The organism is Bacillus sp. FSL K6-2839 (genome assembly GCF_038003365.1).
Classification (GTDB): Bacteria; Bacillota; Bacilli; order Bacillales; family Bacillaceae; genus Bacillus.
Window position 1 is genome coordinate 1656169 of record NZ_JBBOOZ010000001.1, and the last position, 21497, is coordinate 1677665.

General features: G+C 34.3%; 24 protein-coding genes. 19 read left to right on the forward strand and 5 right to left on the reverse strand.

Annotation, left to right across the window (positions count from 1 at the left end; all coding sequences use genetic code 11):
* Positions 1-280: 280 nt before the first annotated feature.
* The 4 genes from MHH26_RS08305 to MHH26_RS08315 form a co-directional block, all read right to left on the reverse strand.
* Positions 281-1513 carry a hypothetical protein gene (locus MHH26_RS08305; RefSeq protein WP_340973080.1) on the reverse strand — a complete coding sequence of 411 codons (1233 nt, stop codon included), beginning with the start codon at positions 1511-1513 and terminating at the stop codon, positions 281-283.
* A gap of 311 nt (positions 1514-1824) precedes the next feature.
* Complete coding sequence (gene yonT / locus MHH26_RS19240) at positions 1825-1998, reverse strand: type I TA system toxin YonT (RefSeq protein WP_445661632.1); 174 nt, start codon at positions 1996-1998, stop codon at positions 1825-1827.
* Between the two features lie 944 nt (positions 1999-2942).
* On the reverse strand, positions 2943-4055 hold the full coding sequence (locus MHH26_RS08310) for a tubulin-like doman-containing protein (RefSeq protein WP_340973082.1): 1113 nt from the start codon (positions 4053-4055) through the stop codon (positions 2943-2945).
* The gene (locus MHH26_RS08315) at positions 4055-4351 is read right to left on the reverse strand and encodes a hypothetical protein (protein WP_340973084.1); all 297 of its coding nucleotides are present in this window, start codon (positions 4349-4351) and stop codon (positions 4055-4057) included. Before MHH26_RS08315 ends, MHH26_RS08310 begins: the two co-directional genes overlap by 1 nt.
* A gap of 135 nt (positions 4352-4486) precedes the next feature.
* Between MHH26_RS08315 and MHH26_RS19245 the strand changes: the two genes are divergently transcribed.
* The 4 genes from MHH26_RS19245 to MHH26_RS08330 all read left to right on the forward strand — a co-directional run bounded on the left by MHH26_RS19245 (position 4487) and on the right by MHH26_RS08330 (position 8043).
* Positions 4487-4714: a helix-turn-helix transcriptional regulator gene (locus tag MHH26_RS19245; protein WP_106037401.1), complete on the forward strand. Its 228-nt coding sequence runs from the start codon at positions 4487-4489 to the stop codon at positions 4712-4714.
* A 106-nt stretch (positions 4715-4820) separates the two neighbouring features.
* Positions 4821-5000: a hypothetical protein gene (locus MHH26_RS08320; protein ID WP_024428208.1), complete on the forward strand. Its 180-nt coding sequence runs from the start codon at positions 4821-4823 to the stop codon at positions 4998-5000.
* 12 nt (positions 5001-5012) lie between these two features.
* Positions 5013-7544, forward strand: coding sequence for a hypothetical protein (locus MHH26_RS08325; protein WP_340973089.1), 2532 nt, complete (start codon positions 5013-5015; stop codon positions 7542-7544).
* 223 nt (positions 7545-7767) lie between these two features.
* Positions 7768-8043: an HU family DNA-binding protein gene (locus tag MHH26_RS08330; protein ID WP_309217670.1), complete on the forward strand. Its 276-nt coding sequence runs from the start codon at positions 7768-7770 to the stop codon at positions 8041-8043.
* 300 nt (positions 8044-8343) lie between these two features.
* On the opposite strand, the gene MHH26_RS08335 is transcribed toward MHH26_RS08330, so the two are convergent.
* Positions 8344-8484, reverse strand: a complete 141-nt coding sequence (locus MHH26_RS08335; protein WP_340973092.1) for a hypothetical protein — start codon at positions 8482-8484, stop codon at positions 8344-8346.
* 669 nt (positions 8485-9153) lie between these two features.
* Here MHH26_RS08335 and MHH26_RS08340 point away from each other — a divergent pair.
* The 15 genes from MHH26_RS08340 to MHH26_RS08410 all read left to right on the forward strand — a co-directional run bounded on the left by MHH26_RS08340 (position 9154) and on the right by MHH26_RS08410 (position 21467).
* On the forward strand, positions 9154-9345 hold the full coding sequence (locus MHH26_RS08340; protein WP_254966027.1) for a YonK family protein: 192 nt from the start codon (positions 9154-9156) through the stop codon (positions 9343-9345).
* 14 nt (positions 9346-9359) lie between these two features.
* Positions 9360-10580, forward strand: a complete 1221-nt coding sequence (locus tag MHH26_RS08345) for a hypothetical protein (RefSeq protein WP_340973097.1) — start codon at positions 9360-9362, stop codon at positions 10578-10580.
* Positions 10581-10625: 45 nt separating this feature from the next.
* Positions 10626-11030: a hypothetical protein gene (locus MHH26_RS08350; protein WP_340973099.1), complete on the forward strand. Its 405-nt coding sequence runs from the start codon at positions 10626-10628 to the stop codon at positions 11028-11030.
* A gap of 105 nt (positions 11031-11135) precedes the next feature.
* Entirely contained in the window at positions 11136-12053 is a 918-nt protein-coding gene (locus MHH26_RS08355) for a hypothetical protein (protein ID WP_340973101.1), read from the forward strand.
* 1 nt (position 12054) lies between these two features.
* Positions 12055-13836 carry a hypothetical protein gene (locus MHH26_RS08360; RefSeq protein ID WP_340973103.1) on the forward strand — a complete coding sequence of 594 codons (1782 nt, stop codon included), beginning with the start codon at positions 12055-12057 and terminating at the stop codon, positions 13834-13836.
* Between the two features lie 69 nt (positions 13837-13905).
* Positions 13906-15381: a hypothetical protein gene (locus tag MHH26_RS08365; RefSeq protein ID WP_340973808.1), complete on the forward strand. Its 1476-nt coding sequence runs from the start codon at positions 13906-13908 to the stop codon at positions 15379-15381.
* A 37-nt stretch (positions 15382-15418) separates the two neighbouring features.
* Positions 15419-16840, forward strand: coding sequence for a hypothetical protein (locus MHH26_RS08370; protein ID WP_340973105.1), 1422 nt, complete (start codon positions 15419-15421; stop codon positions 16838-16840).
* Positions 16841-16856: 16 nt separating this feature from the next.
* Positions 16857-17393 carry a hypothetical protein gene (locus MHH26_RS08375; RefSeq protein ID WP_340973107.1) on the forward strand — a complete coding sequence of 179 codons (537 nt, stop codon included), beginning with the start codon at positions 16857-16859 and terminating at the stop codon, positions 17391-17393.
* A 41-nt stretch (positions 17394-17434) separates the two neighbouring features.
* Positions 17435-18448 carry a hypothetical protein gene (locus MHH26_RS08380; protein WP_144534008.1) on the forward strand — a complete coding sequence of 338 codons (1014 nt, stop codon included), beginning with the start codon at positions 17435-17437 and terminating at the stop codon, positions 18446-18448.
* 35 nt (positions 18449-18483) lie between these two features.
* Positions 18484-18954, forward strand: a complete 471-nt coding sequence (locus tag MHH26_RS08385; RefSeq protein WP_340973109.1) for a hypothetical protein — start codon at positions 18484-18486, stop codon at positions 18952-18954.
* Between the two features lie 10 nt (positions 18955-18964).
* A complete protein-coding gene (locus tag MHH26_RS08390) occupies positions 18965-19366 on the forward strand; it encodes a hypothetical protein (RefSeq protein WP_144626326.1) in 402 nt (133 codons plus the stop codon).
* Entirely contained in the window at positions 19363-19599 is a 237-nt protein-coding gene (locus tag MHH26_RS08395) for a hypothetical protein (protein ID WP_340973111.1), read from the forward strand. The genes MHH26_RS08390 and MHH26_RS08395 overlap by 4 nt, the downstream gene beginning before the upstream one ends.
* The gene (locus MHH26_RS08400; RefSeq protein WP_340973809.1) at positions 19574-20230 is read left to right on the forward strand and encodes a hypothetical protein; all 657 of its coding nucleotides are present in this window, start codon (positions 19574-19576) and stop codon (positions 20228-20230) included. Before MHH26_RS08395 ends, MHH26_RS08400 begins: the two co-directional genes overlap by 26 nt.
* The gene (locus MHH26_RS08405) at positions 20227-20751 is read left to right on the forward strand and encodes a hypothetical protein (protein WP_340973112.1); all 525 of its coding nucleotides are present in this window, start codon (positions 20227-20229) and stop codon (positions 20749-20751) included. The genes MHH26_RS08400 and MHH26_RS08405 overlap by 4 nt, the downstream gene beginning before the upstream one ends.
* Positions 20748-21467, forward strand: coding sequence for a hypothetical protein (locus MHH26_RS08410; RefSeq protein ID WP_099682672.1), 720 nt, complete (start codon positions 20748-20750; stop codon positions 21465-21467). Before MHH26_RS08405 ends, MHH26_RS08410 begins: the two co-directional genes overlap by 4 nt.
* Positions 21468-21497 lie beyond the last annotated feature (30 nt).

Consider the following 21497-nt stretch of genomic DNA (forward strand, 5'->3'; position numbering starts at 1 on the left):
GTTTGGTATATCTTTATTATATATGTAATTTGTATTTTAGTCAATATAAATTATATGTTATTTGTATTTTTATTAAGTATTTTATTACGTCCTATGAGGGGTTTGGGGTGGTGTAGGACGAAAGGGCAATTCAACTTGTTGAAGTGACCAAAAGTCAGCACCCCAAGGTCTTATTTTTAGTCTATATATTATTTATAATTTTAACTTCTTTTCTTTTACGAGAGATGGCTCAAAACCGTTGCGGCTGTTGAGTTTTTTTAATGATTTATTGCTTTTGTTTTCATAGGTCATTTTCTAACCACTCGATTAATAGACGTCTCATTCTAAATGATGGGATGTAAATGTTGATTGATTTGTTATTCCTTATCGCTGATCTCCATATCCATTGAATCATCTCTGATAAGGCGTAAACGTCTTGATCTATATTTATGTTATTCTGCTTAAAGAAATCATTAATAGCTGGATTAACAAATCTGTTGATTGAATAAACTAATGATTTCTTATGACTGTATTCATTAGTCGCTTTAATATTACACGCTAAAAATCCCTTAGTGTATCCTTTACCGCTCAACTTCCCTTTATGAGATTTAAAGGTTGTCCATAGGTTCTCATTTGATTTAGACTTTATGATATTTTGGTAATAGTTTAAGATGTTGTTTTTTAACCTCTTATGTAACACTGATCTACTTTCAAACCAATTTTTAGACAATGCGTAATAGTCGTCACCTACCTTGTTCAGATCTCCTTCATAAATGTTTATCTTATTCTTCAAAGCAGCCTTAACCTTTTCATCTAGGGCTTCATTATGTTTAATTAATTTATAGTTTTTATTTTCTTTTATAACAGATAATAATTCGTAATCAATGTTGTGTAAGTCAAAGTAATATTTCTGTATCTGAGCGTTAAACAAATATGTTAACACGTACACTTCGTTAAACTTAGCAAAGACATCGCTAGGAAATTCCCAGAACAAAACAGACTCATTGTGATAGATTAGATTATCACTTTTGGCCAGCTTCTTTAATGTCTGAAACTCCCCTTTGTATTCCCTATTCAATTTTTCTTCATTCTCAGAGTTCCACAATATCTTTCCGTTGTTGTTAATGATCCAGTTGTTTTTAAATAACATATCTAAATCATCTTTAGAAATATTAAATTTCTTAATCACTTCCATTGCTTCATCAAGTACCAAAGTATAATTGCCTGAGTAAATCAAATCTTTCGTTGTTTGATCAGACATACTAAATAATGCGTGAGTTGCAACTATATCCTTGTTTTCTGACAGCAACTTATGAAATGAATCAATCTTATATAATACTTCACCCTTTTCTGTGTGCACCTTAGGCTCATGAAATTTTCTGTTACTGCATGACTTCTTAATTCTTGATACTTCATCCAGGTATGGAGTGATGAAAATGAAATGCTTATCTAAAGATGCTTCATTTATGTGATCAATCATTAGACTCGTTTTACCGCTGCCCATAATCGAATCAATAATTTTAATTTTTGTCATTCGTTCTCCCCTATTCAAAATTTTTATGTATGGCGAGCTGAGCTAACGCTCACCGTTTAAAACCTTTAAATACATAGTAAGACAACCAAGTGATTATAATGATCAATGTAGCAATAGCATATGTCCAAGTAATAATGGATTGTGTGCTGCTGCTGAATAACCCTTTGATAAGCCAGAATACAATGAATGAGATACTAAAAGTTATTAGTGAATAGTACAATGGATTATGTTTCATATATGTTTACAAAGTGCTACAAGGTGCTATAATATAGATGACAAAGGGAGAAGTATCTCCCAATGTCTAATGGTGTTTAATGGCGTATTCGTTTGCGTGTCCTTGACCTAGGTCGCTTACGTGTACGCTTTTTCTTTTGGCTTATACTTTTAGTGATACTGACAATCTTCTCAACAATCACAAGCATGTTGATTAGGACTGTAGTAAGACTGATAAGTAAAGCCATTATTATAGTCACCTTTTCAAGCACTTTTGCACCTCCTTTCCATACTTATATTATAACATATAATCTTGATAATGTATGTAATTTGTTGTTTATTAATTGAATTTATTCATATTTATTTTTGTGCTTATAATCGTTTGTGTGGTGTGTTGTATATGATTAGATAAATTGGTTGCGGATTAGATTTAAACGTCTGTGTGAGGATGTGAGTGTGCTTAGGATTGATTTAGTGATGTGTGAATGATGTGAGGATTAGAATGTATTAAGGTGGATGCGCATAAAGTGATTAGGTTAGTTAGTTTAAGTAATGAGATAATGGTCAAGTATATAGTGTGAGAATAGATAATCCTAATAATAAAATATTAAATAATAACTCTTCGATTTCCTGCCCCCTGTTATTCATACGAAGAGTTCCGCAGAATGGAACAAACTTTAAAAATTACATCATTTTTTTAAAAATTTTAAAATTTAGTCCAATAAAGTATTGATTTTTCTAATTAATTGTGCATTAAGACAGTTGCAAATAAAAAAGCAGACTCACAAAGGAATCTGCATTATAACTATAATTATAAGACGTATTCACAACCATCTATTACCATATGGAGGGGGTATATTAACATCCAAAATGCTAAAACAAAGAACAAATGTGCCCATAGCACTTCCATTTCCACACCCTTTAAATTTTATCGATTTTAGCCTATTTTCTATCGTACTTGCTATCGTAAACGGCTTATATATCAACGTTTCTCCCTTCCCCTACTCACCCATTTTTCTCAATTTCAATCAAATTTGACCACTTTTCCCTACTCCCACAACGACTTTACGATCACTCACCATTCGCAATCATCAAATTAACGTCAAACCTATTGATATTACTGTGTATTTTCTCTTTTTGAGCAATTTTACGATCTCGTCCTCAAAAATTTACGATAACAAAAAAATGAGACAGTCAATTGACCATCTCATCCTATTTATTTCTTTAATGATTTTAGTTTATCTAAGAAACTTCCCTTGCTTACTTCTTTATCACCCTTGTTAGTGTTAGTCTGCTGCTTTAAAAATGCTGACTTTGAATTAAATTTTGGAACATATATCTCTTCTTTAATTGGTTCAACCTTTCTTGATTCAATCAGGTCGTCTAGTTGCTTCATTCTGTCGTTAATCCAAGCTAATCCACTCAATATTGAAATCACTTGATTCTTACCAGTATCATAATACCCTCTAAATAAATCTAATGGTTCTCCCTCACTGAAAAGTCTCTTGAAACTAATTTGACCGGTTAAATCTGCATTGCCGTCTATAATAACTCCAACTTTAATTAATGAATCAAAAGTATCTGCACTATAAATCGATTGCTGCCATGACTGTTTAATATCATCATGAAGAGTGTTTGCGAATTTTCCTTTGTTATAATCAGATAAATCCATTTTTGATATCACTGTCACACCTGGAGTATTGAAAATTTGATTTAAGTCCTTCTTGTCTAATGTACTGTAGCTAGATGGAAGGTTTGTATACCCTTCAACCTCTTCAAGCATATCAATAAATTGTTTGTTTACCTTTTGATATAAGATTGGCTCTGAGAATGATTTAATGCCTTTTTGAGCCACTTTAAGATTGTCTAGTGGAATTATATTCAATTGCTTTTCTGACAGCTCTTGAAGGCACTCAACTGTGTTTAATTGGTTCAGAATAACTTCACTTTGATCAGGTAATACAGGAACAGCAACAACGGTTTTATTGTCTAAGTATTCGACTAATAACTCAATTAGAGTTGGAGCAATCCCTGATCCTGTACCTCCTGCAGTTGAAAAGACTACGAACACTACTTGAATCGATGGCTTTTCCATTGCTTCTTTAATAAATTCAACAGATGATTCCCAGTTATTTTTAAAGTAATTGATAGCTGCTTCCCTATCCTTGCCTACTCCTTCGGATCCAACTAGCTTTAGTTTGTCTTCAACAACTTCTAAACTATTTAAATCTGAGCTAGAGTAATTGACAGCAATACTGAAATATCCTCTTTTCATTGCTTCATCTGCAATGCTCCCACCACATTGACCAATTCCAACAAATCCGTACATTAAATCATTTCCCCTTCCAAATGATATTCTAAGGCCATAATTCCATATGAAGTAATTATGAATTTATGGTGCTTACTTGACGAGTCTCTTTCAATAAGCAGCAGTGCCTCTAATTTACTTAAAGCTGATCTTATAGTCGCTTCTGAAAATTGAGTGTCTAGCTTAACTGATTCGATCTTGAAGTCTTCTTTTGTCATTCCTTTTATTAGCCTGTTCGCTCCACATTCTTGCAGCAATGTTAACAGTGATACATCATCAATATTTAATCGAGCAACGACTTCATCAAAATATGCCATACGCCATACTGCACCTCCACTGATAGAGTAACAAAAATCATCTATATAGACAACTTTTTTTATCTATTTAAATGAATTTAATTGAACATTTGAATAAAGACAACACATAATATAAAATTCTCATTGGGTGATATTATGAAATATAAGGTTAGAAGCAAATTAAAGGACTACCTAAACTCTAAAGGTATTAAACAGAAGTGGCTGGCTGACCAAATAGGCACTAACTCCAGTAGAATTTCTATTTGGTGTAATAATAACGATGAAGGTTTCTGTTCTAATCCCCCATCACTTCCTTACGCTTTAGCATTATGCAAAACGTTGGAATGCGAAATACACGATCTCTTCTCAATTATTGAAGACTGAGTAATCAGTCTCTCTTATTAAAATACAAATTACATTTATTTTATATTGACTAAAATACAAATTACATATACAATCACCTTATAGCAAATTGAAATGAGGTGATTTATTGGGATCATGTAACAAGCAGGACATTATTGAACTTCTTGAGTATCGGATTGTTAATGGTATTGCTTCTCAAGAAGAGAACACATTTTATGAAGACTTCAAATGGTTTGGCAAAATGGACGAGTCTTCTACCCTATTTAAAAGATTAGCATTACATATTGAAAGACAAAATAACAAATAGAGGAGAGCGCTTTTGGGGAGAAAAACAAATGATTTAAGCAAACAAGTGTTTATTTATAGTCTTGATACTTCGAGTTTTTATAATGATCGGGAAAATTTATTACATAGAAAGATTTTAAAGTCTTATAGATATAGAGATTTGCTTAAAACACATAATGGGGATACCAAAAAAAATAAGAAATACATAAAAAACAGAATCGCTAAATTAAAACAGGAGTTAAATCAAGCCTTCAGTGAACATGAAAGTGTACGAATGCTTAGAGCCGATACATTAACTGACAATAAAAAGATCGCTATGTTTGATTCAGTTATGACTCGAACTCTAGGTATAAAAGAAAACAATTTCTCTGATGATGTAATTGTGGTTCAGGTATACCATTTCCAGGTGTTCAAGAGTATTCTTGATAAAGGTTTTGTACATAATAATGAACTTTATGTTTACTTTACGAGTTCAGCTGGGCAAATACGAACGAAAAAAGCTTGTTTTATTAAGAAGTCTACATACGATAAATTTGAAAATGCTTTAACATGCGGCCTCAGTCTTGAAGATATCAATTCTAATGGTGGGATGAACATCAATAAATGGAATGCTTACCTTGCTTTATCGAATAGTGCCAGCGGCCATTGGGATATTGATATCAGTAAAACTGTTGTTGTTGATGACTTAGAGACTAATGTAATGAGTGAAGTTGATTACATTGATAGAAATACATATGAGATTACTAGAAAGACAATGAACATTCCTATTGAACATACTGATGGTTGTGGAATTATATCACCTAAGCTCAGTAGTAAAAGCTTTATGGTCAGACTGCCGTGGGTTAAAGGACTGTTAGTGCCCTTCGACTTTCATCGTTTTGCAGAAACACATAACAAAACACAAATTACAGACATATACGGTAAGGTATGGGATATTAAGAAAGATGATATCCAGATTATTTTCACTAAATCACAATTTAAGATGTGGAAATATTATAAGTCCTGGAGCGAATATCAAGAAAAGTTTGTTCTGTACGGTTGTCTAGGTGCAAAATTAAATGAAGAAGATCCTTCAGTTGAGGGGAAACTTACATACCAAATGCTTCAAACCCTTACTGATATTACTCATGATGAGCTCAAGTCTATTAGTAACAAAACTGTTGAGGAAATAAAGGCTATTGGTAATGATAAAGATATTATGTTAAAAATTATGGGGGCTACTGAGAATCGAAAATTCAGATCGCCTTTGCAAAATGCATTACTTCTCTATCCTCAACTATTGAATGATGATCATGTCAAAGAAACCATTAAGAATAAGAAAAAGAGTCTTGTAAAAGACGCAAAATCAGGCAAGCTGCAAATTGAAAACTCCAAGTACACATATCTCTGCCCTGATTTATACGCTTTTTGTGAAAAACTTTTTCTGGGAATTGAACATCCAAATGGTTTGTTGGATGGTAGCAATGTTTACTGTGCGCTTTATGATGAAGGAGAAATTGATGTACTTCGCTCCCCTCATCTTTATCGTGAGCATGGTATTAGAAAGAATGTTAGAAATGAGCTTTTAGATGACTGGTTTATCACTAAAGGAGTTTATACAAGTGTTCATGATCCAATCTCAAAATTGCTCCAGTTTGACAATGACGGAGATAAAGCGCTGATCATATCAGATACATTCTTTGTTAATATTGCAAAGAAGCATGTTGCTGACATCGTCCCCCTTTATTATGAAATGGGTGTTGCAAACAAACAGATGATTAATAGTGAAAATATTTATGAATCTTTGACAAATGCCTATGCAGTTAATATTGGCGAGTATAGTAACAATATAACGAAGATCTGGAACAGTTCTTCAGTTAATATTAATGTTATCAAATGGCTATGCGCTGAAAATAACTTCGCTATTGACTATGCAAAAACCTTGTTTATGCCTACAAGACCAGACAATGTTGACAAACAAATTAAAAATTACATAAAAGACAAAGTGCCTTTCTTCTTTGTTCATGCTAAAGATAAGGATATCTCTTCTGTACAGTCTATTAATGAAAGTACAGTAAATAAACTAGAAGAAATCATTCCAACTGATAGGATTAATTTCAAGGCCGTTGCTGGACATTTCGATTATAACTTCTTATTAAAAAACAAACGTATTAAAGAAGATGAAGAATTGGTTAGTGAATACATAAAGCTTGATCGCAATAAAAAATGGCTTACTAATAATGAAGAAACTAAGCCGAATCAGAAATTGTACGTTTATAAGCTCATTAGAGAAAAGCTACTTGAAATAAATAGCGATGAACAGTATGTTGTGGATGTTCTTGTGAAACATCTATACAAAAAGAAAAGCAGGTATAAAGCAACGTTGTGGGAATGTTTTGGTGAGACCATACTAAATAATCTAAAAAGGAATTTAAAAACTTTCAAAGGTTGCGTAAAGTGTGGACAAATGTATAAGCCTACCTCAAACAACTCTAGTTTTTGTTCAAAGTGTTCAGTCGCAATTGAAAAAGAAAAACATAGAAAAAGACAGAAATCATATACATCCAGAACAAAAATGACGGTTTAGGAAGTGGCTTGAGCCTTAGAGCCACAAGGGATACAGCGTTTTTGTGCAAAAATAACACTAATAAAAAGTGGCTTCAGCCCTACAACCACAAGGGTTTAGACCACTTTTGGAGATAATCGTCATAAGGGAGGTAAAAAGCAAATATCCAAATTAAAAAGGTTAGTATATCTCCCCTCCCCATTTTTTAAAATACAAATTACACATATAATCAGGAGGAATAAGAATGAATAAAACAGAATTAGTCTCAGCAGTGGTTGAGAAGACAGGATTTGCTAAGAAAGAAGTACTTTCGGTAATTGATACGACTTTAGATGAAATCACATCTGTGTTAAAAGAAGGTGGACAAGTTAAGATCGCAGGTTTTGGTGGTTTTGAATCAACAACTCGTGCAGCTCGCAAAGGCCGAAACCCTTCAACAGGTGAAGAAATCGATATTCCTGAAACTAAAGCACCGAAGTTTAAAGCTGCAAAAGCACTTAAAGATGCTGTAAAAGGTTAATTTTATTCAAATCAATAAATAACATGCTTCTGCAATATTAAAGGTCTTTCACGAATATGTGGGTATTCGTGGCTGACTAATGATTATTAATAGAATAATAGTCATTAGTGGGTTGACCACCCTGTACAATTTTGTTCTCCAAACTGTCTCACTCCCTTTCATAAGATAGGTCTGGCTCAGATTTTAGGAGATGGCTACTCCTGAGTCGGATAATATTCATTTATATAGGTTTGGACTCCCCCTCTTCAACTTATACCAAATGAATATTATCGGGCTACTAATGCCAATAAGTCTTCACGCTCAAATGAGACTGTATCCTAGCAGGGGCTTATTATAGGAGGCATTTTGCTCGACAATTAAAACTAATTGCGGTGTTGAGCTTCGGCCTTCACTTAAGGTGATTGGATGCGTCCGATCTTCTTTTAAACTATATTCTCCCAAGCATGTACCTTCTCACACAAGGTAAAGAAAAACCATGCAGAATAAGAGACTGGCGATCTACACGCTATGTATGTAGATAAGGTGTGTGACCTGACAAGTAAGACAGGGTTTGTCTCAAGAAAGGAATTATTATGGGTCTTGCCTTTCTACTAACTGTTCACTAATCAAAACTTTCACTCGAAGCAACAATTACACTAATGTCTACACTTGGTATTTCTACAGCACAAGATATTGTGACTGTCTGACTTGTGGATTGGCTAAATTTTAGTAAGAGTACTGTGTGTGCTCCTGTCCATGAGGTTTTTCAAATTGGCGATGTGGTGGCGGAATAGGTAAACGCACAATCTAGGTGGAATTTAAATGATTCCAAGTCAATACTGAGCCGTTAAATAGAGCAGACGTTCCTAGTCTATACGGTTATACGAGGTGCAAATCCTCGTACGCATCCCCTTTTTGTTAATTTAATAAGTTTGAACATGCCTCTTTCCTATGTAAAGAGGTTGTTTTAATTAGTAAATTCCTTCGGGTGTTTCCCCAACACCCTTCCGACTTTTCTTTTTTATCCCCTTCTTCTCTCCTTTTTCGGGTGTTCCAATGTGTCGGCATTGGGCATCCGAAGGAATTTATTCGGTTTAAAATGAAAATTACATATTATTTGGAGGTCATACAATGGCTAGTAAAAAGACTAATCAGGTTAATTTAAAAGGATTTTTCGATATGGATGTTATGGAAGTGACTGAACAAACAAAAGAAGCAGAGTTTGTATATGACTTCAAGGAAATTTTGGCTGGCTTCAACGGAAAACAGGTGAGCTTCACAATTAAAGAAGAAAATGAATTGCCTGTTAAAGATAATGAGTAAAGGTTGGTGAATTAATGGTTGATCCAATTAAATTGAAACGTCACTCTGATGAAAATTTAAAGCAGTGGAAACTTCGGATTTGCGAAAACTATAAGGAATATGGTCTTAGTAACTGGAATGAAGTCGCTGAAGTGATTAACAAGGAAACTGGTGACAAAAAAGGTGAATCGGCTTATAGAAAATGGTTTACTAACTTCAATGAAGGTCGTGACTATCAAAAAGAAGTTGTCGCTGAAGAAAACGGAGCAATTGTTGAACTTGAACTGAAGAAAATTGAAGTGATGGAAGAACGGAAAAAGCTTCAAGCTATGAAGAATGAAATCCACAAAAAAACGAGAATCAAAGGCAGAAATGAATTAATGTACGAACATGTTACTGCTGCTATTGAGAATCAACCTTCTCTCCCTCTCCCCTCTTTCAAAGTATTACAACCCAACCACAAACAAAGAGCTGCGATCTTAGGTTTTGGAGACGAGCACTTTGGTAAAGAATTCAAAAGTTTGAATAATGAATACAACGAACAAATCTACCTTGAAAGAATGGCTCAGCTATTAAGTGACACGGTTGAATGTATTCAAAAAGAGTCCTTAAATGAACTCGTGGTCTTAAATGGTGCTGATAGTGTTGAAGGTATGGCTTTGCGTGTTTCTCAATTAACGCCTTTGCAATATGGCTTTATGGATCAAGTAATTAAATATTCACGTTACAAAGTTGAGTGGCTAAAAGAGCTATCTAAATATGTGAAGATTAAATACATACATATCCCCTCTGCTAACCACACAGAACTGAGACTACATGGGACAAGCCGTGGTGAAATGCCTAAAGAAGATGTTGAGCGCATTATTGCAACATACATTCATGACATGCTACAAGAAAACGATCGAATTGAAGTACCGCTTTATGATGATGGCATTGTTGATTTCAATTTACTAGAGTTTGAGTTTGTTGCTTGTCATGGTCATCAGATTAAGAATAAGAAGAATGCTATACGTGATCTTTCACAGCTGAAAAGAAAATTCTATGACTATATGTATATTTCGCATTTCCATCATGGGAATATGCTGACTGTTGGTGAAGCAGCTGGTCATAACGTACAAGTGATCCAACTCCCTTCTGTGATGGGATCAGATGAGTATAGTGACAGTTTGATGACTGGTGCAAAAGCTGGTGCTAATCTTTCGATCTTCGAATCTGGCAAAGGAAGAACGATTCAGTACGATTACATACTTAATTAATCATTACCTATAGGGTTGCGACCAATCGCTACAAAGGAGAAAAATATGAAAACTATTGATTTCGCTAAGAAAAGCACCATAGATACATTTATTGAAATTGAGAGAAAGTCTAATGAAAAGCGACTGCCATACACAGAAATTAAAACCTTGGTTAAAACAGCTAGAGAGTTAGTTTCTGTATTGAGTTCTTCACTGACTGTCGATCAGAGAAAGGATCATTCAGATTTTTTTAAGCAGTCCACAGAAAAGCTGAAAAAAATCGAAAATGATCTACAAATCGCTTTAGCGAATTCATTGGAGAAGAAAGACTACAAAGCTCACTTCGCACTTTCTAATACTTATAAAGATATTGTTGGTCTCAAGAACCAATTATATGTGCCTGTTGATTTAAAACGCCTAGGTGAAAACATTAAGCGCTTAAATGGCCATGGTACGGTCGATTTAGTTTAAAACTTTAATTTTATTTCAAAAATATTTCAAACACATTTTTAGAGCGTCTAGTATACCTGGGCGTTTCGTAAAATGTGTTTTTATTTTTAATTGGAGGTGCTGCATTTGGTAGTCAAAAACGGAAAAGAGTATTTGAAGTGTATGGATTGCTTAAAAGAAAAAGATAAAGTCAATGGATTTTATAATACTAAGAACAAGCTATATGAAAAGGTTGGCAAGTTCCCTATTTGTAAAATTTGCTTGAAAAAGTCTATTGATTACTCCAATGTAGACACTATTTTTAACATACTGCAACAAATGGATGTGAAATATGATCCAATGTATTGGGAACAGGCAATCCAAAGAAAATCCGACACATTCAGTGCTTATATCACAATGGCCAACTCATTGAAACAGTTCAACGGGACAGGATGGAAAGATTCTATTTTTAATGATACTCCTGATGGAAGTTCAGAAAAGGATACTATAGATAGGAAGAGCAGCTCTGAAGATTTGGATAAGTTAAAAGAAACATATGGGTATGGGTATCCCGATGATGATTATTTTCTATTTGAAAAGAAATTCCTTCAATTGAAACCATCTTTCCAATTAATCACAACAATGCATGAAGAGTGTTTACGGGAATATTGTGTCAACAAAGTCTATGAGACATTAGCAAAAGCTAAAGGTGATTTCAAACAAGCTAAAGATTGGGCTGCGATGGCCAAAGACACTGCAGAGGCTGGGAAATTAAAACCTTCTCAGATGAGCAAAGCCGACTTATCACAAGGGTTAGATGGTTTTGGGCAGTTAGCTAGAATGGTAGAGGAAAAAGTTGACATTGTCCCTGTTCTCCCTAAGTTTATTTCTCAGCCTAAAGATAAGCCTGATGTAGTGCTGTGGTGCTATCTGAATTACGTTCGTGATTTAAAAGGATTGCCCGAAGCTGATTACAAAGATATTTATCAATTTTATGAAGACCGAAAAAATGATTATGAGAAACAAGAGTTGGATAACGATCCCTCTATGACAGAGGTTGAATAATATGGCATCATATAAAAATTTTCAAAGCTCCAATTTTAAATATCAAAAACCTAGTTCTCGAATTGATACGGATCCAGCTTTCAATACATCAGTAAAAGTAAATCAACATAAAGCTGATTCTTTTGAAAGAAATTTAGATAAGTGGATAGAGTTTGTTCAATGGGCACGCTGGTTTCCTGACCTTTGGTTTGATCTTATTAAACCTGAAAAAGGTGGAATGCGTTTAGATTTAGATCAAAGGGTTTTCTTAAGATGTATGAGTCGTTTTGTTAGTACATACGGTGTGTTCCCTCGTGGATTCGGTAAAACAATGCTTGAGCTTATGTCGATCTATCATACCTGCATTTGGTTCCCTGATATCACCATCGCCATGTCTGCTCAAACTAGAGAAAATGCCGCATCTATAAGTGAAGAAAAACATAACGAAATCATAAAGTGGTTTCCTTTAATAAAAAATGAATTATCTGGAAAGCCCTCTTTCACCAAAGATAGTGTAGAAGTCAATTTTTCTTCTGGAGGAACATACTCCGTTTTGGCTAATGCTCAATCCACAAAAGGTCAGCGAAGAAGACGATTAAATGTCGAAGAATCAGCTCTACTGAACAACGAACTTTTTAAAGACGTATTAGAGCCTGTTGTGAATGTTCCTAGACGTACAATAGGGAAACTGGCGACAGTGAACCCATATGAGCTTAACGGGATGATTAACTACTTAACAACTTCAGGTTATAGAGGATCAGACGAATTTAACAGAATTCTTAATATGCTTGATGAGATGGCTGATTTAAAAGGAAAAATTGTACTTGGTGCTAGTTGGGAATTGCCTTGTTATTTTGGTCGTGGAGAGACAAAAACACAGATTCTCGCAAAGAAAAAAGACCCTACCACTTCAGCTACATCATTCGCTATGAACTATGAGTCTAAATGGGTCGGTGCCACAGACGGCGCATTGATCAATATATCGAAACTTTTAAAAATTAGAACCCTTAAAAAAGCTGAAATCGAGTGTCCAAAAGACAAAAAAGGTAATTTTCAATTAAACGAATATATTTTTGGTGTTGACGTAGCACGCAGCAATTCACAGAGCAACAATAAAACTGCAATAGTTGTTTTGAAAATAATTCGAAATGAAAATGGAGTCATTAGGCAAATACAATTGGTCAATATTGTAGAGCCGCCAAACGGATTAAGCTTTAAGGAACAAAGTATAATTGTTAAACAAATGTTTTATAAATATGGAGGAAGTCTAGATATACAAAAGTCTAGAGTTAAAGCTATAGTGGTTGATGGAAACGTAATTGGTAAAGGTTTAATTGATAGATTATTAGAAGATGTAACTGATCCTGAAACTAATGAAGAACTAGGATGTTTTGATACAATTAATACAGCTCAACAACCAGATGTTACATCAGCTCCAAAAATAATTTACGATTTAACAGCACAAGGAATCAATGGCGACATTATTAGAACATTCATTGATTATGTTGAAACTGGCAAATTAAAGCTTTTGAAAGTATATGATTCTGTCAAAAGCAAGACATCCTCAAATCAAACCGCAACTCAAGAGGAACACGCTTCGATTCACACGCAATTTTTAGTTGACGAAGTTTCAAATTTGAAGCTTAAGAAGACTACTACTTCAATTACAGTTGAGCAAGTCCAAAGAAAAATTGATAAGGATAGATATTCGGCATTAGCTTATGCATTGTACTATATATTCTTATTTTTAGAAAAAGAAGATCTTGAGGAATATGATGAAGATGATGATTTAGTATATTTCTAAAAGAATTGAGGTGAAAAAGTGGCAAAAAAAATTAAGCAAGTTGATATTGAATCTGAGCAACATAAGCAAATGTTGAATGATCTGGAAACGTACGCATCTACTTTTGCTACTGGTTTTGTTTCAAACTTGTTTTCAAAAGGAATTATAAATGACGTAACCGCAGAGCAGTTAAAAAGCTATTTCTCTTCACCTGATGAGCACCAAGAAGAAATCGAAGATTTAGCCAACTATTTTTATGTTTCCACTGCTGAAATTCATCAGCTTTTCGAACTTATTGAAGCTCTACCTACATTAAATTTTAAAATAGATTCCTTCGAAAATCCCGATGCTTCAGAAAGCCATGTCAAAACAATAAAAAAAGTTTTGCATAAGAATAAGCACAAGCGATTAACTAGAGATTTGATGAAACAAACTGCAGCTGCGGGTACTTTAATTGGAATTTGGTTAGGTGATAAAAAATCCCCCTACCCCTTCATCTTCGATGGATTGAAATATGTGCAGCCGTCTTACCGTAGAAATGGTGAATGGGTATGTACCTTGGATATGAGTTTTTTTGACAATATCTCTGATAATGATGCCCATCGCAAAGATCTCATTTCAAATTTCCACCCCTATATTACATATCAAGATTATCAAAACTTCAAAAAAGATACCGTTCAATATAAATATATAGAGCTTCCTCAAAATAGAACATTCTGTCTTAGAACTGGAACTCTTAAGAGAAATCAGGGTTTAGGTACATCTTGGGTTGCTCCTGGTCTCTATGATGTTCTCCATAAGAAAAAACTTAAAGATGTTGAACAATCCATTGCGAATAAAATCATTAATGCGGTTGCGGTATTGACAATTGGTACTGATAAAAATAATGGAGAATACAGCAACCAAAAACTTCCTAAACCTATCAAACAAAAAATCCACTCAGGAGTAAAACAAGCTTTAGAGAAAAATCAAACAGATGGTGTAACTGTCGTTTCCATACCTGATTATGCAAGCTTAGATTTTCCTGACGTTAAAACTGACGGGTTGGATGGCAAGAAATTCGATCATATTAACAACGATATTCAATCTGCATATGGTCTTTCTGGGTCTATGTTAAATGGCGAAGGCGGTAACTATGCAACATCTTCATTGAATTTAGATACCTTTTATAAAAGAATCGGAGTTCTTTTAGAAGATATTGAACAAGAAGTGTATCAGAAATTGTTTAATTTAATTCTGCCAAAGAATCAAAGGGATAATTACTATATTGTATATGACAAAGAGAAACCATTAACTCTAAAAGAGAAAGTTGACCTATTGTTGAAATTAAACGACAAAGGTTGGTCTATTAAACATGTAGTTGACAATATCCCTGGAGTGTCGTGGGAATCATATTTAGATCAAACACTTCACGAAACCGAAACATTGCAACTACAAGATAAAATCAAGCCATACCAAACATCATATACATTCTCAGGTAACGATCCAGGAAATATTTCTGATGACACTTCGACTAATGAAAACACTTTAAAAACAAAATCATCAGACGGGAATAACACTCCATAGCTCTCCCCTTTTTGTCTTTGGAAGGAGGTGAAAATACTTGAAAGACAAACAAAAGAAAATTGATTATAAACTTCAATTGAATGAAATTAAAGCAGGCGATGATCCATCCAAGTTATCTTGTACATTTGTCATTTTTGATTTTGAAAAGTCTCATAATAATACAGTAATTTCAAAAGAAGTGGCTCTTGAAACAGCTACTACTATTATCAATAAGCCAATTGTAGCAAAATACAATGAGGTTGATTCCACTGGAACAGCAACTGATTCATTCGGGTCTCATGAGGTATATTTAAGCACTGATAAACACGGTGATTTAGAGGTGAAGATGGATACCGCAGCAATCGGTGTTTTCACAAGCAAGGGCTATATCATGGAAATATTGGGCTCTAATGGAGAAAAGACTGAAGTTCTTGCTGCTGATGCCATTCTATGGAGATCACGTTTTAAAGATGCTTGTGATCTACTTTTAGAATGGAACTCTAGAGGAATAAATATTAATACAAGTTGCGAGTTATTGTATTCAAATTACACATTTAAAGACGGTGTTGAATACCTTGAATCACCTGTTTATTTGGAAGGCCATGCTATTTTGAACTCTGAAAAGCGTGGAGATCAAGATGTCGTCCTGCCTGCGTATGATTCAAGCAAACTATTAAGTTTCAATGAAAAGAACAAATTTGAAAAGTTGGTAGCACAAGCCGTTATTAATGAAAAGGAAGGTGAAAATGTGAGTTTCAAGAAAGTATTTGAGTTATCCGATGAGGATATTAGATCACTATTATACTCAAAACTAGATCCACAATTAGGTGAGAATGTTTATTCATATATTTGTGATGTTTATGATGATTATTTCGTAGCACACATTGAAGATTACACCGAAAAAACTAACACTTATTATAAATACAGCTACACAAAAGATAGTGACAGCGTTGAGATTCAATTTGAATCTAAGCAAGAAGTGTTTCTCAAGCGAGATTGGGAAGAGGTAACCTCTAAAGAAGTTGTGAATCAACTTAATGAGAAAGTTAAATTACTTGATGATTTAAGCGCTCAACTCTCTGCAAAAGAAGAATTAGAGACAAAATATAATGACGCAAGTGACAAGCTAATTAAACTTAATCAAATGGTTGAAGATCTAACTCCTTTTAAAGAACAGTATGAAAAAGTTCAATTCGAAGCTCGTTTAAACGAAAAAAGTGAGCATTTCAAAGCTAAATTTAATGCGTTGAATGCATCGGATAAATTCGAAACTGACGAAGTTCAAAAACTTCTATCAGAAATTGCGAAACAGGATGATAATTCGGATAAAGCTTTATTACAACTGAATTCTATTCTGGTTGATTTAGTTTCTACTAATATCTCCCCTACTGAGATTCCCCCTCTCCGAGAACAATCCAGTATTCGTAAAGAGTTAATCCCAGAAGACGATTCATTTGAAGCAAGATATTATATTAAATAATTGGAGGCAAAATTAAATGGCTACTAAATTACAAAAAGCTATTACTGAAGTAGGTAAACATACTACTGGCAATTTAAATTCATTGAACATTAAAACGGTGGCGCATGGCGCTAAAGTATCCGGTTCTGATATTGATAATTTCACATTGGTGGAATTAGGATTCAATTCGGATGGAGAACGTATTGCGAAAAAATTGTCTGATAAGACGAAAAAGGCATATCTGATTGCAACCCCAGAAACACGTTACATGGGTGAGTCACTAAGAGACTTTTACAATGGTGAAGGTGAGCTTGCAAGAATTGTTATTCTAGAACCTGCTTATACTCGATTTGATGTTTCAGCATTCACGCTTAACACTGGACAGACTGAAGTGAAACGTGGACAAGTAGCTCATTTTGACATTGCATCAGATAGCTACATTCTAAGTGATGCTGCTGCACCGCATGAAGACTATGATGGCTCTTCAGCTAAATTTCTAGTAGTTAATGGTGAAGATGACCTTAGTTATACTATGGGTCAAAAACTTGTTCGACTTGAAGTAATTGAAGCTTAAGTAATTACACACAAAAATTTCTCAATAAAAGGAGCATTTTAATGTTTGATAACGTAAAAATTAAAGGCCTATTCAGCCGTGTTCTAAACAACCAAATGGAGCAAAAGGATGAATCGGATATTAAAGATTGTATTAAAAAAGTTTTTGGTGATGGTACGGTTACTCCTGATCCTTCTTTATTGCATCAATTCAACAATTTGATTGTGGAACAAGCTGATGCAATTGCAAAACCTAAAGTAACTGAGTTGCTAAAGCTGTTCGCTGATACTTCACAAGAGAAACCAGGCAATTTAAAACAGCTTAAAATCCCTAAGAAAACTAAAGCTAAAGTCGTTTGGTCAGCATCAGGATCAGGCGTAGACTTGGTTCGTGTTGAAGGCCGTGAATCGATCACTGCCGTTCCAGAAACAATGTCAGCTGGATTCTATTACGAACCTCTTGATCTTGTAACAGATTCAATTGTCGCTTTCAATAATCTCGTAAACGATATTGCAGATGCAAAAGTTAGGCTGTATCTAGACAAAATTCATGAATTGACTGCAGCAGCTGTTGGTTCTGGTAAGATCCCTGCAAAGAATGTTCAAACTGGATCTAATCTAACTCTGCAAAAATACAGTGAAGTAGCTTCTGTCCTTCAGCGATATGGTGGTCGCCCAGTGTTCATCGCTGACTCACTATTGATTGATTACTTTGCGTCTCAACAAGGAACTGATCCGAAGTACGTAAACCTTTTATCTGACAAGATTAAAGAGGAACTTCTTACAGCTTTAAACCCTACCACTATCGGAAGAACTACTGCAGTAAACTTAATCAATCCATTCACTGATGAGACTAATTCAAAGGTCGAGCTACCTGTAAATAAAGGCTATATGTTTGCTGGAGGCGTTTCACAAAAACCTTTCTCTGTAGTTGAGTATGGCGGTTTGAAACAAATGACAGAGCAAGATATTGAGGATGAAAGAGTCAAAATGAAAATTACTCAATCTGCTTCAATCGTTCTATTGTTTGGTGAAGCTATTGGTATTATCGAAGAACAAGCAGCAGTATCTATTTAATTTACACATTAAGGATTTTTTAGGAGGAATATTAGTTGGCGGAAAAAGTTAAATTAGCACGATATAGAAATACATCTTATTTTGTTGGTTATACAGGTGATGGCGCTCTCAAACAGTATAATTGGGCAGGAAGTAAAAATGGAAAAGTCGATGTCAAAGAAGTTCCAAGAGAGCTAGTGGATTGGTTAGCTATGAGTAGCGTATGTTTTGATAAAGGTGAATTGGTTTTGATTGAGGAAAATGAGGAATCAAAAGAAATTCAAGACTCTATTAATGATGTTGAGACTTATGTTAATAACACTCATACCAAAGAAGAAATTGAAACTCTGATCAAGTCTAGCACTATACCTCAACTCAAGAAAAAATTAGCTGAAATCACTGTAGATGCAGAAAAGCAATTTGTAATTGATGTTGCTTCTGAATTCAGCGAAGAAATCCCAAGCGGTAAGCTAAAAGCGATGGCCGAATGGATGGGCGTTGAAGACAGTTCTATTCTTTTTGATTAGGTGGTAATTTATGAATACTACATATGATCAAATTTGGCAATGTTTCTTGGATAACTGCAAAACCTCTGACATAAACCTCCCTTCTGACGACGAAGGTATTTACTCTCAAATTAAGAATGCCTCCCTTCTCTTCAATAATCGGTTTAGAGATAATCGAATTAAGTGTGACAATGATACAGAGACTGTAGATCGTCTTCTAAATGAAGATGATCTGCTTATCTTGGGAAACTACATTCGTTTAGTGTTTTTGAAAAATGAATTAACCTCTTATTCGAGTATATGGCAACCCTTCTCCAAAGACATTGGGGCAACTCATCTTTCAGCTCAAATTAAAGCACTGGAATCCCAGGTGAATGAGCAGCAAAGAACAATTGACAAAATAATTTTTAATACGGAGGTAGATTTCGTATGAGATTATATGTAAACGATCAATTGTATTCTATCTGCGTACCAATTAACGAACACCTTACTAGACTAAGTAAGAAAAATAATTCAGTGCTATACAAACTGGAAGAATTTCTAGATAAAAAACTGATTGCTGATCCCTCTTTGTCTGAAATTAGAGAAATTATTTTATCAGTAAGTGGTGATATCGTACGTTTGGAAAATTCTATTGTTTGTGGTGATCATGATGAGGAACTTTAAAAATTATCATAAATTTAATCCTAATCAGAAGATTTCTTTTGATGGACAGAGTATTTTCGAACGTGGACTAGAAGGATTTCAAGGTGAAGATGTTTTTGTTGACGGTATTTCCGTGAAATGTTTGATTCAATCTAAATCAAATGATGGATTGTTTAGATACATATTAGCTAAACCTGATGAGATTAAATTGGGTAGTGTTGTTGAATGGGATGTCGGCAAATGGTTGATTGTAACACAACCCAATGACAATAAGATTTACAAAAAAGCAGAAATGCGACTGTGCAACAACTCAATTAAACTATCTTCAGGTGATAAACAGGTTGATACGGGTAAAATCAATGAAATCACTGGAAAGCCAATTAAGAAACTTGTTCCTGGTGAAATAATTGAAGTTCCTTGTATATTCGAGAGAACTACTTCAGTTAATGGATCTGATCAACCGATCAATCTCCCCGATGGCCAAGCGCACATCACTCTCCCCTACTCAACTAATACTCAATTGAAAATTGGGTTAAAAACGCAATTTTATTCAGAAGAGTATATTGTCCACGATATTGATTATTCAAAAGTAATTGATGGTGTGGGTACCATTAAACTCATCGCAAAGAAGAAAGTTAGTGATAGCAAATGAGCATGATGGTACAACATATAACGGATATTTTTAGAGAGATACTGAATGACAGAGATGTTAATCGCCTCCTCTATTATAAAGATGATCCCCTTTCACCTGATCTTCCTGATGTCCAAAGTTTGGATAACTATTATGAACCTGCTGTCGATGAGGAAAGTGGTATTACTCTCCCACCTATCTATTCTAATTTATTTAAACGTGCGCCTAAAACTGATGATCTTGACTCTAAGCCAATTTGCAGAGTGTGTATATATTTAGGCTCTGGTATTCCCAAAAGCCCAAATGAAAGCTACAAACTCCTAAGCCAAGATATTATGATCGATGTTTACACACACATAGACACTTTTGAGGAAAATGAATTCAGGAACACAAAGATATCTGACAGGTTATGCAATCTTTTATTCGATAAGAACATCACTGGCTTCGGTTCAATGATTACATACAAGAGATTGCTTATTCCTAATCCCCCTGATGGTCATCTTGGATACAAGCTAATTTTCACGTTTGGAGCTTCTAAATGATTGACAAAGAGGGTTTAAAACAATTTTATTTTCTTGGTCGTGCAGTTGATACTGAAATTGGGAAATTAAATTTCATACGCTTAAAAGACTACCCTGAATATGCCATTCATTTGAATGCTATTAAAATGTCAAAAAAAGAAATTTTAAGGCATTATAAAAAGCATAATATCAATGGTGAATTAGATCAATTGATATTTGATTTGAATAGGAGCTCTCTTTTCAACATCGTCAACAATATCCTACCTGACTTCAGCAATAGTTATCATGCGATTTTGACAAAAATTGTTGAAAATCAAGAATCTCTCACAAAAATAAATGCAGAAAATTTCAATAAGATTAGATTGATTATTATGGATATGCACTGTCTATCAGAAGAAACAATAAGTGAGAATGAAGAAATTCAAGAGTTTAATGATATCAGTAAAATGCTAAAGTCTGACTCCCAGTCGGAGTTAAAGGATATCGTAAGTTGCGTAGCTGCTTTTAATGGTTATGATTACGAATACATTGGCAACATGACTATCTATCAGCTCTATTTATCCTATTATAGGATGGCAGAAATAATGAACTATAATACCTCTATATTATTTGCTACTGTATCCCCAACAACAAAAATGGGAGATTGGAGTAAATATGTAGATATTTATAAAACTGAGGATCATCATTTATCTAATGAAGAATCCAATAGTTTGCAAAAAATGTTTGGAAGCCAATAAGGGCTTCTTTTTTTATTATAAGGAGGAATA

What these genes read in the sequence shown, in the direction of transcription:
- MHH26_RS08305 (WP_340973080.1), bottom strand. Translation starts at nt 1,513, where the DNA reads ATGACAAAAATTAAAATTATTGATTCGATTATGGGCAGCGGTAAAACG.
- MHH26_RS08310 (WP_340973082.1), bottom strand. Translation starts at nt 4,055, where the DNA reads ATGTACGGATTTGTTGGAATTGGTCAATGTGGTGGGAGCATTGCAGAT.
- MHH26_RS08315 (WP_340973084.1), bottom strand. Translation starts at nt 4,351, where the DNA reads ATGGCATATTTTGATGAAGTCGTTGCTCGATTAAATATTGATGATGTA.
- MHH26_RS19245 (WP_106037401.1), top strand. Translation starts at nt 4,487, where the DNA reads ATGAAATATAAGGTTAGAAGCAAATTAAAGGACTACCTAAACTCTAAA.
- MHH26_RS08330 (WP_309217670.1), top strand. Translation starts at nt 7,768, where the DNA reads ATGAATAAAACAGAATTAGTCTCAGCAGTGGTTGAGAAGACAGGATTT.
- MHH26_RS08340 (WP_254966027.1), top strand. Translation starts at nt 9,154, where the DNA reads ATGGCTAGTAAAAAGACTAATCAGGTTAATTTAAAAGGATTTTTCGAT.
- MHH26_RS08345 (WP_340973097.1), top strand. Translation starts at nt 9,360, where the DNA reads ATGGTTGATCCAATTAAATTGAAACGTCACTCTGATGAAAATTTAAAG.
- MHH26_RS08350 (WP_340973099.1), top strand. Translation starts at nt 10,626, where the DNA reads ATGAAAACTATTGATTTCGCTAAGAAAAGCACCATAGATACATTTATT.
- MHH26_RS08360 (WP_340973103.1), top strand. Translation starts at nt 12,055, where the DNA reads ATGGCATCATATAAAAATTTTCAAAGCTCCAATTTTAAATATCAAAAA.
- MHH26_RS08365 (WP_340973808.1), top strand. Translation starts at nt 13,906, where the DNA reads ATGTTGAATGATCTGGAAACGTACGCATCTACTTTTGCTACTGGTTTT.
- MHH26_RS08375 (WP_340973107.1), top strand. Translation starts at nt 16,857, where the DNA reads ATGGCTACTAAATTACAAAAAGCTATTACTGAAGTAGGTAAACATACT.
- MHH26_RS08380 (WP_144534008.1), top strand. Translation starts at nt 17,435, where the DNA reads ATGTTTGATAACGTAAAAATTAAAGGCCTATTCAGCCGTGTTCTAAAC.
- MHH26_RS08390 (WP_144626326.1), top strand. Translation starts at nt 18,965, where the DNA reads ATGAATACTACATATGATCAAATTTGGCAATGTTTCTTGGATAACTGC.
- MHH26_RS08395 (WP_340973111.1), top strand. Translation starts at nt 19,363, where the DNA reads ATGAGATTATATGTAAACGATCAATTGTATTCTATCTGCGTACCAATT.
- MHH26_RS08405 (WP_340973112.1), top strand. Translation starts at nt 20,227, where the DNA reads ATGAGCATGATGGTACAACATATAACGGATATTTTTAGAGAGATACTG.
- MHH26_RS08410 (WP_099682672.1), top strand. Translation starts at nt 20,748, where the DNA reads ATGATTGACAAAGAGGGTTTAAAACAATTTTATTTTCTTGGTCGTGCA.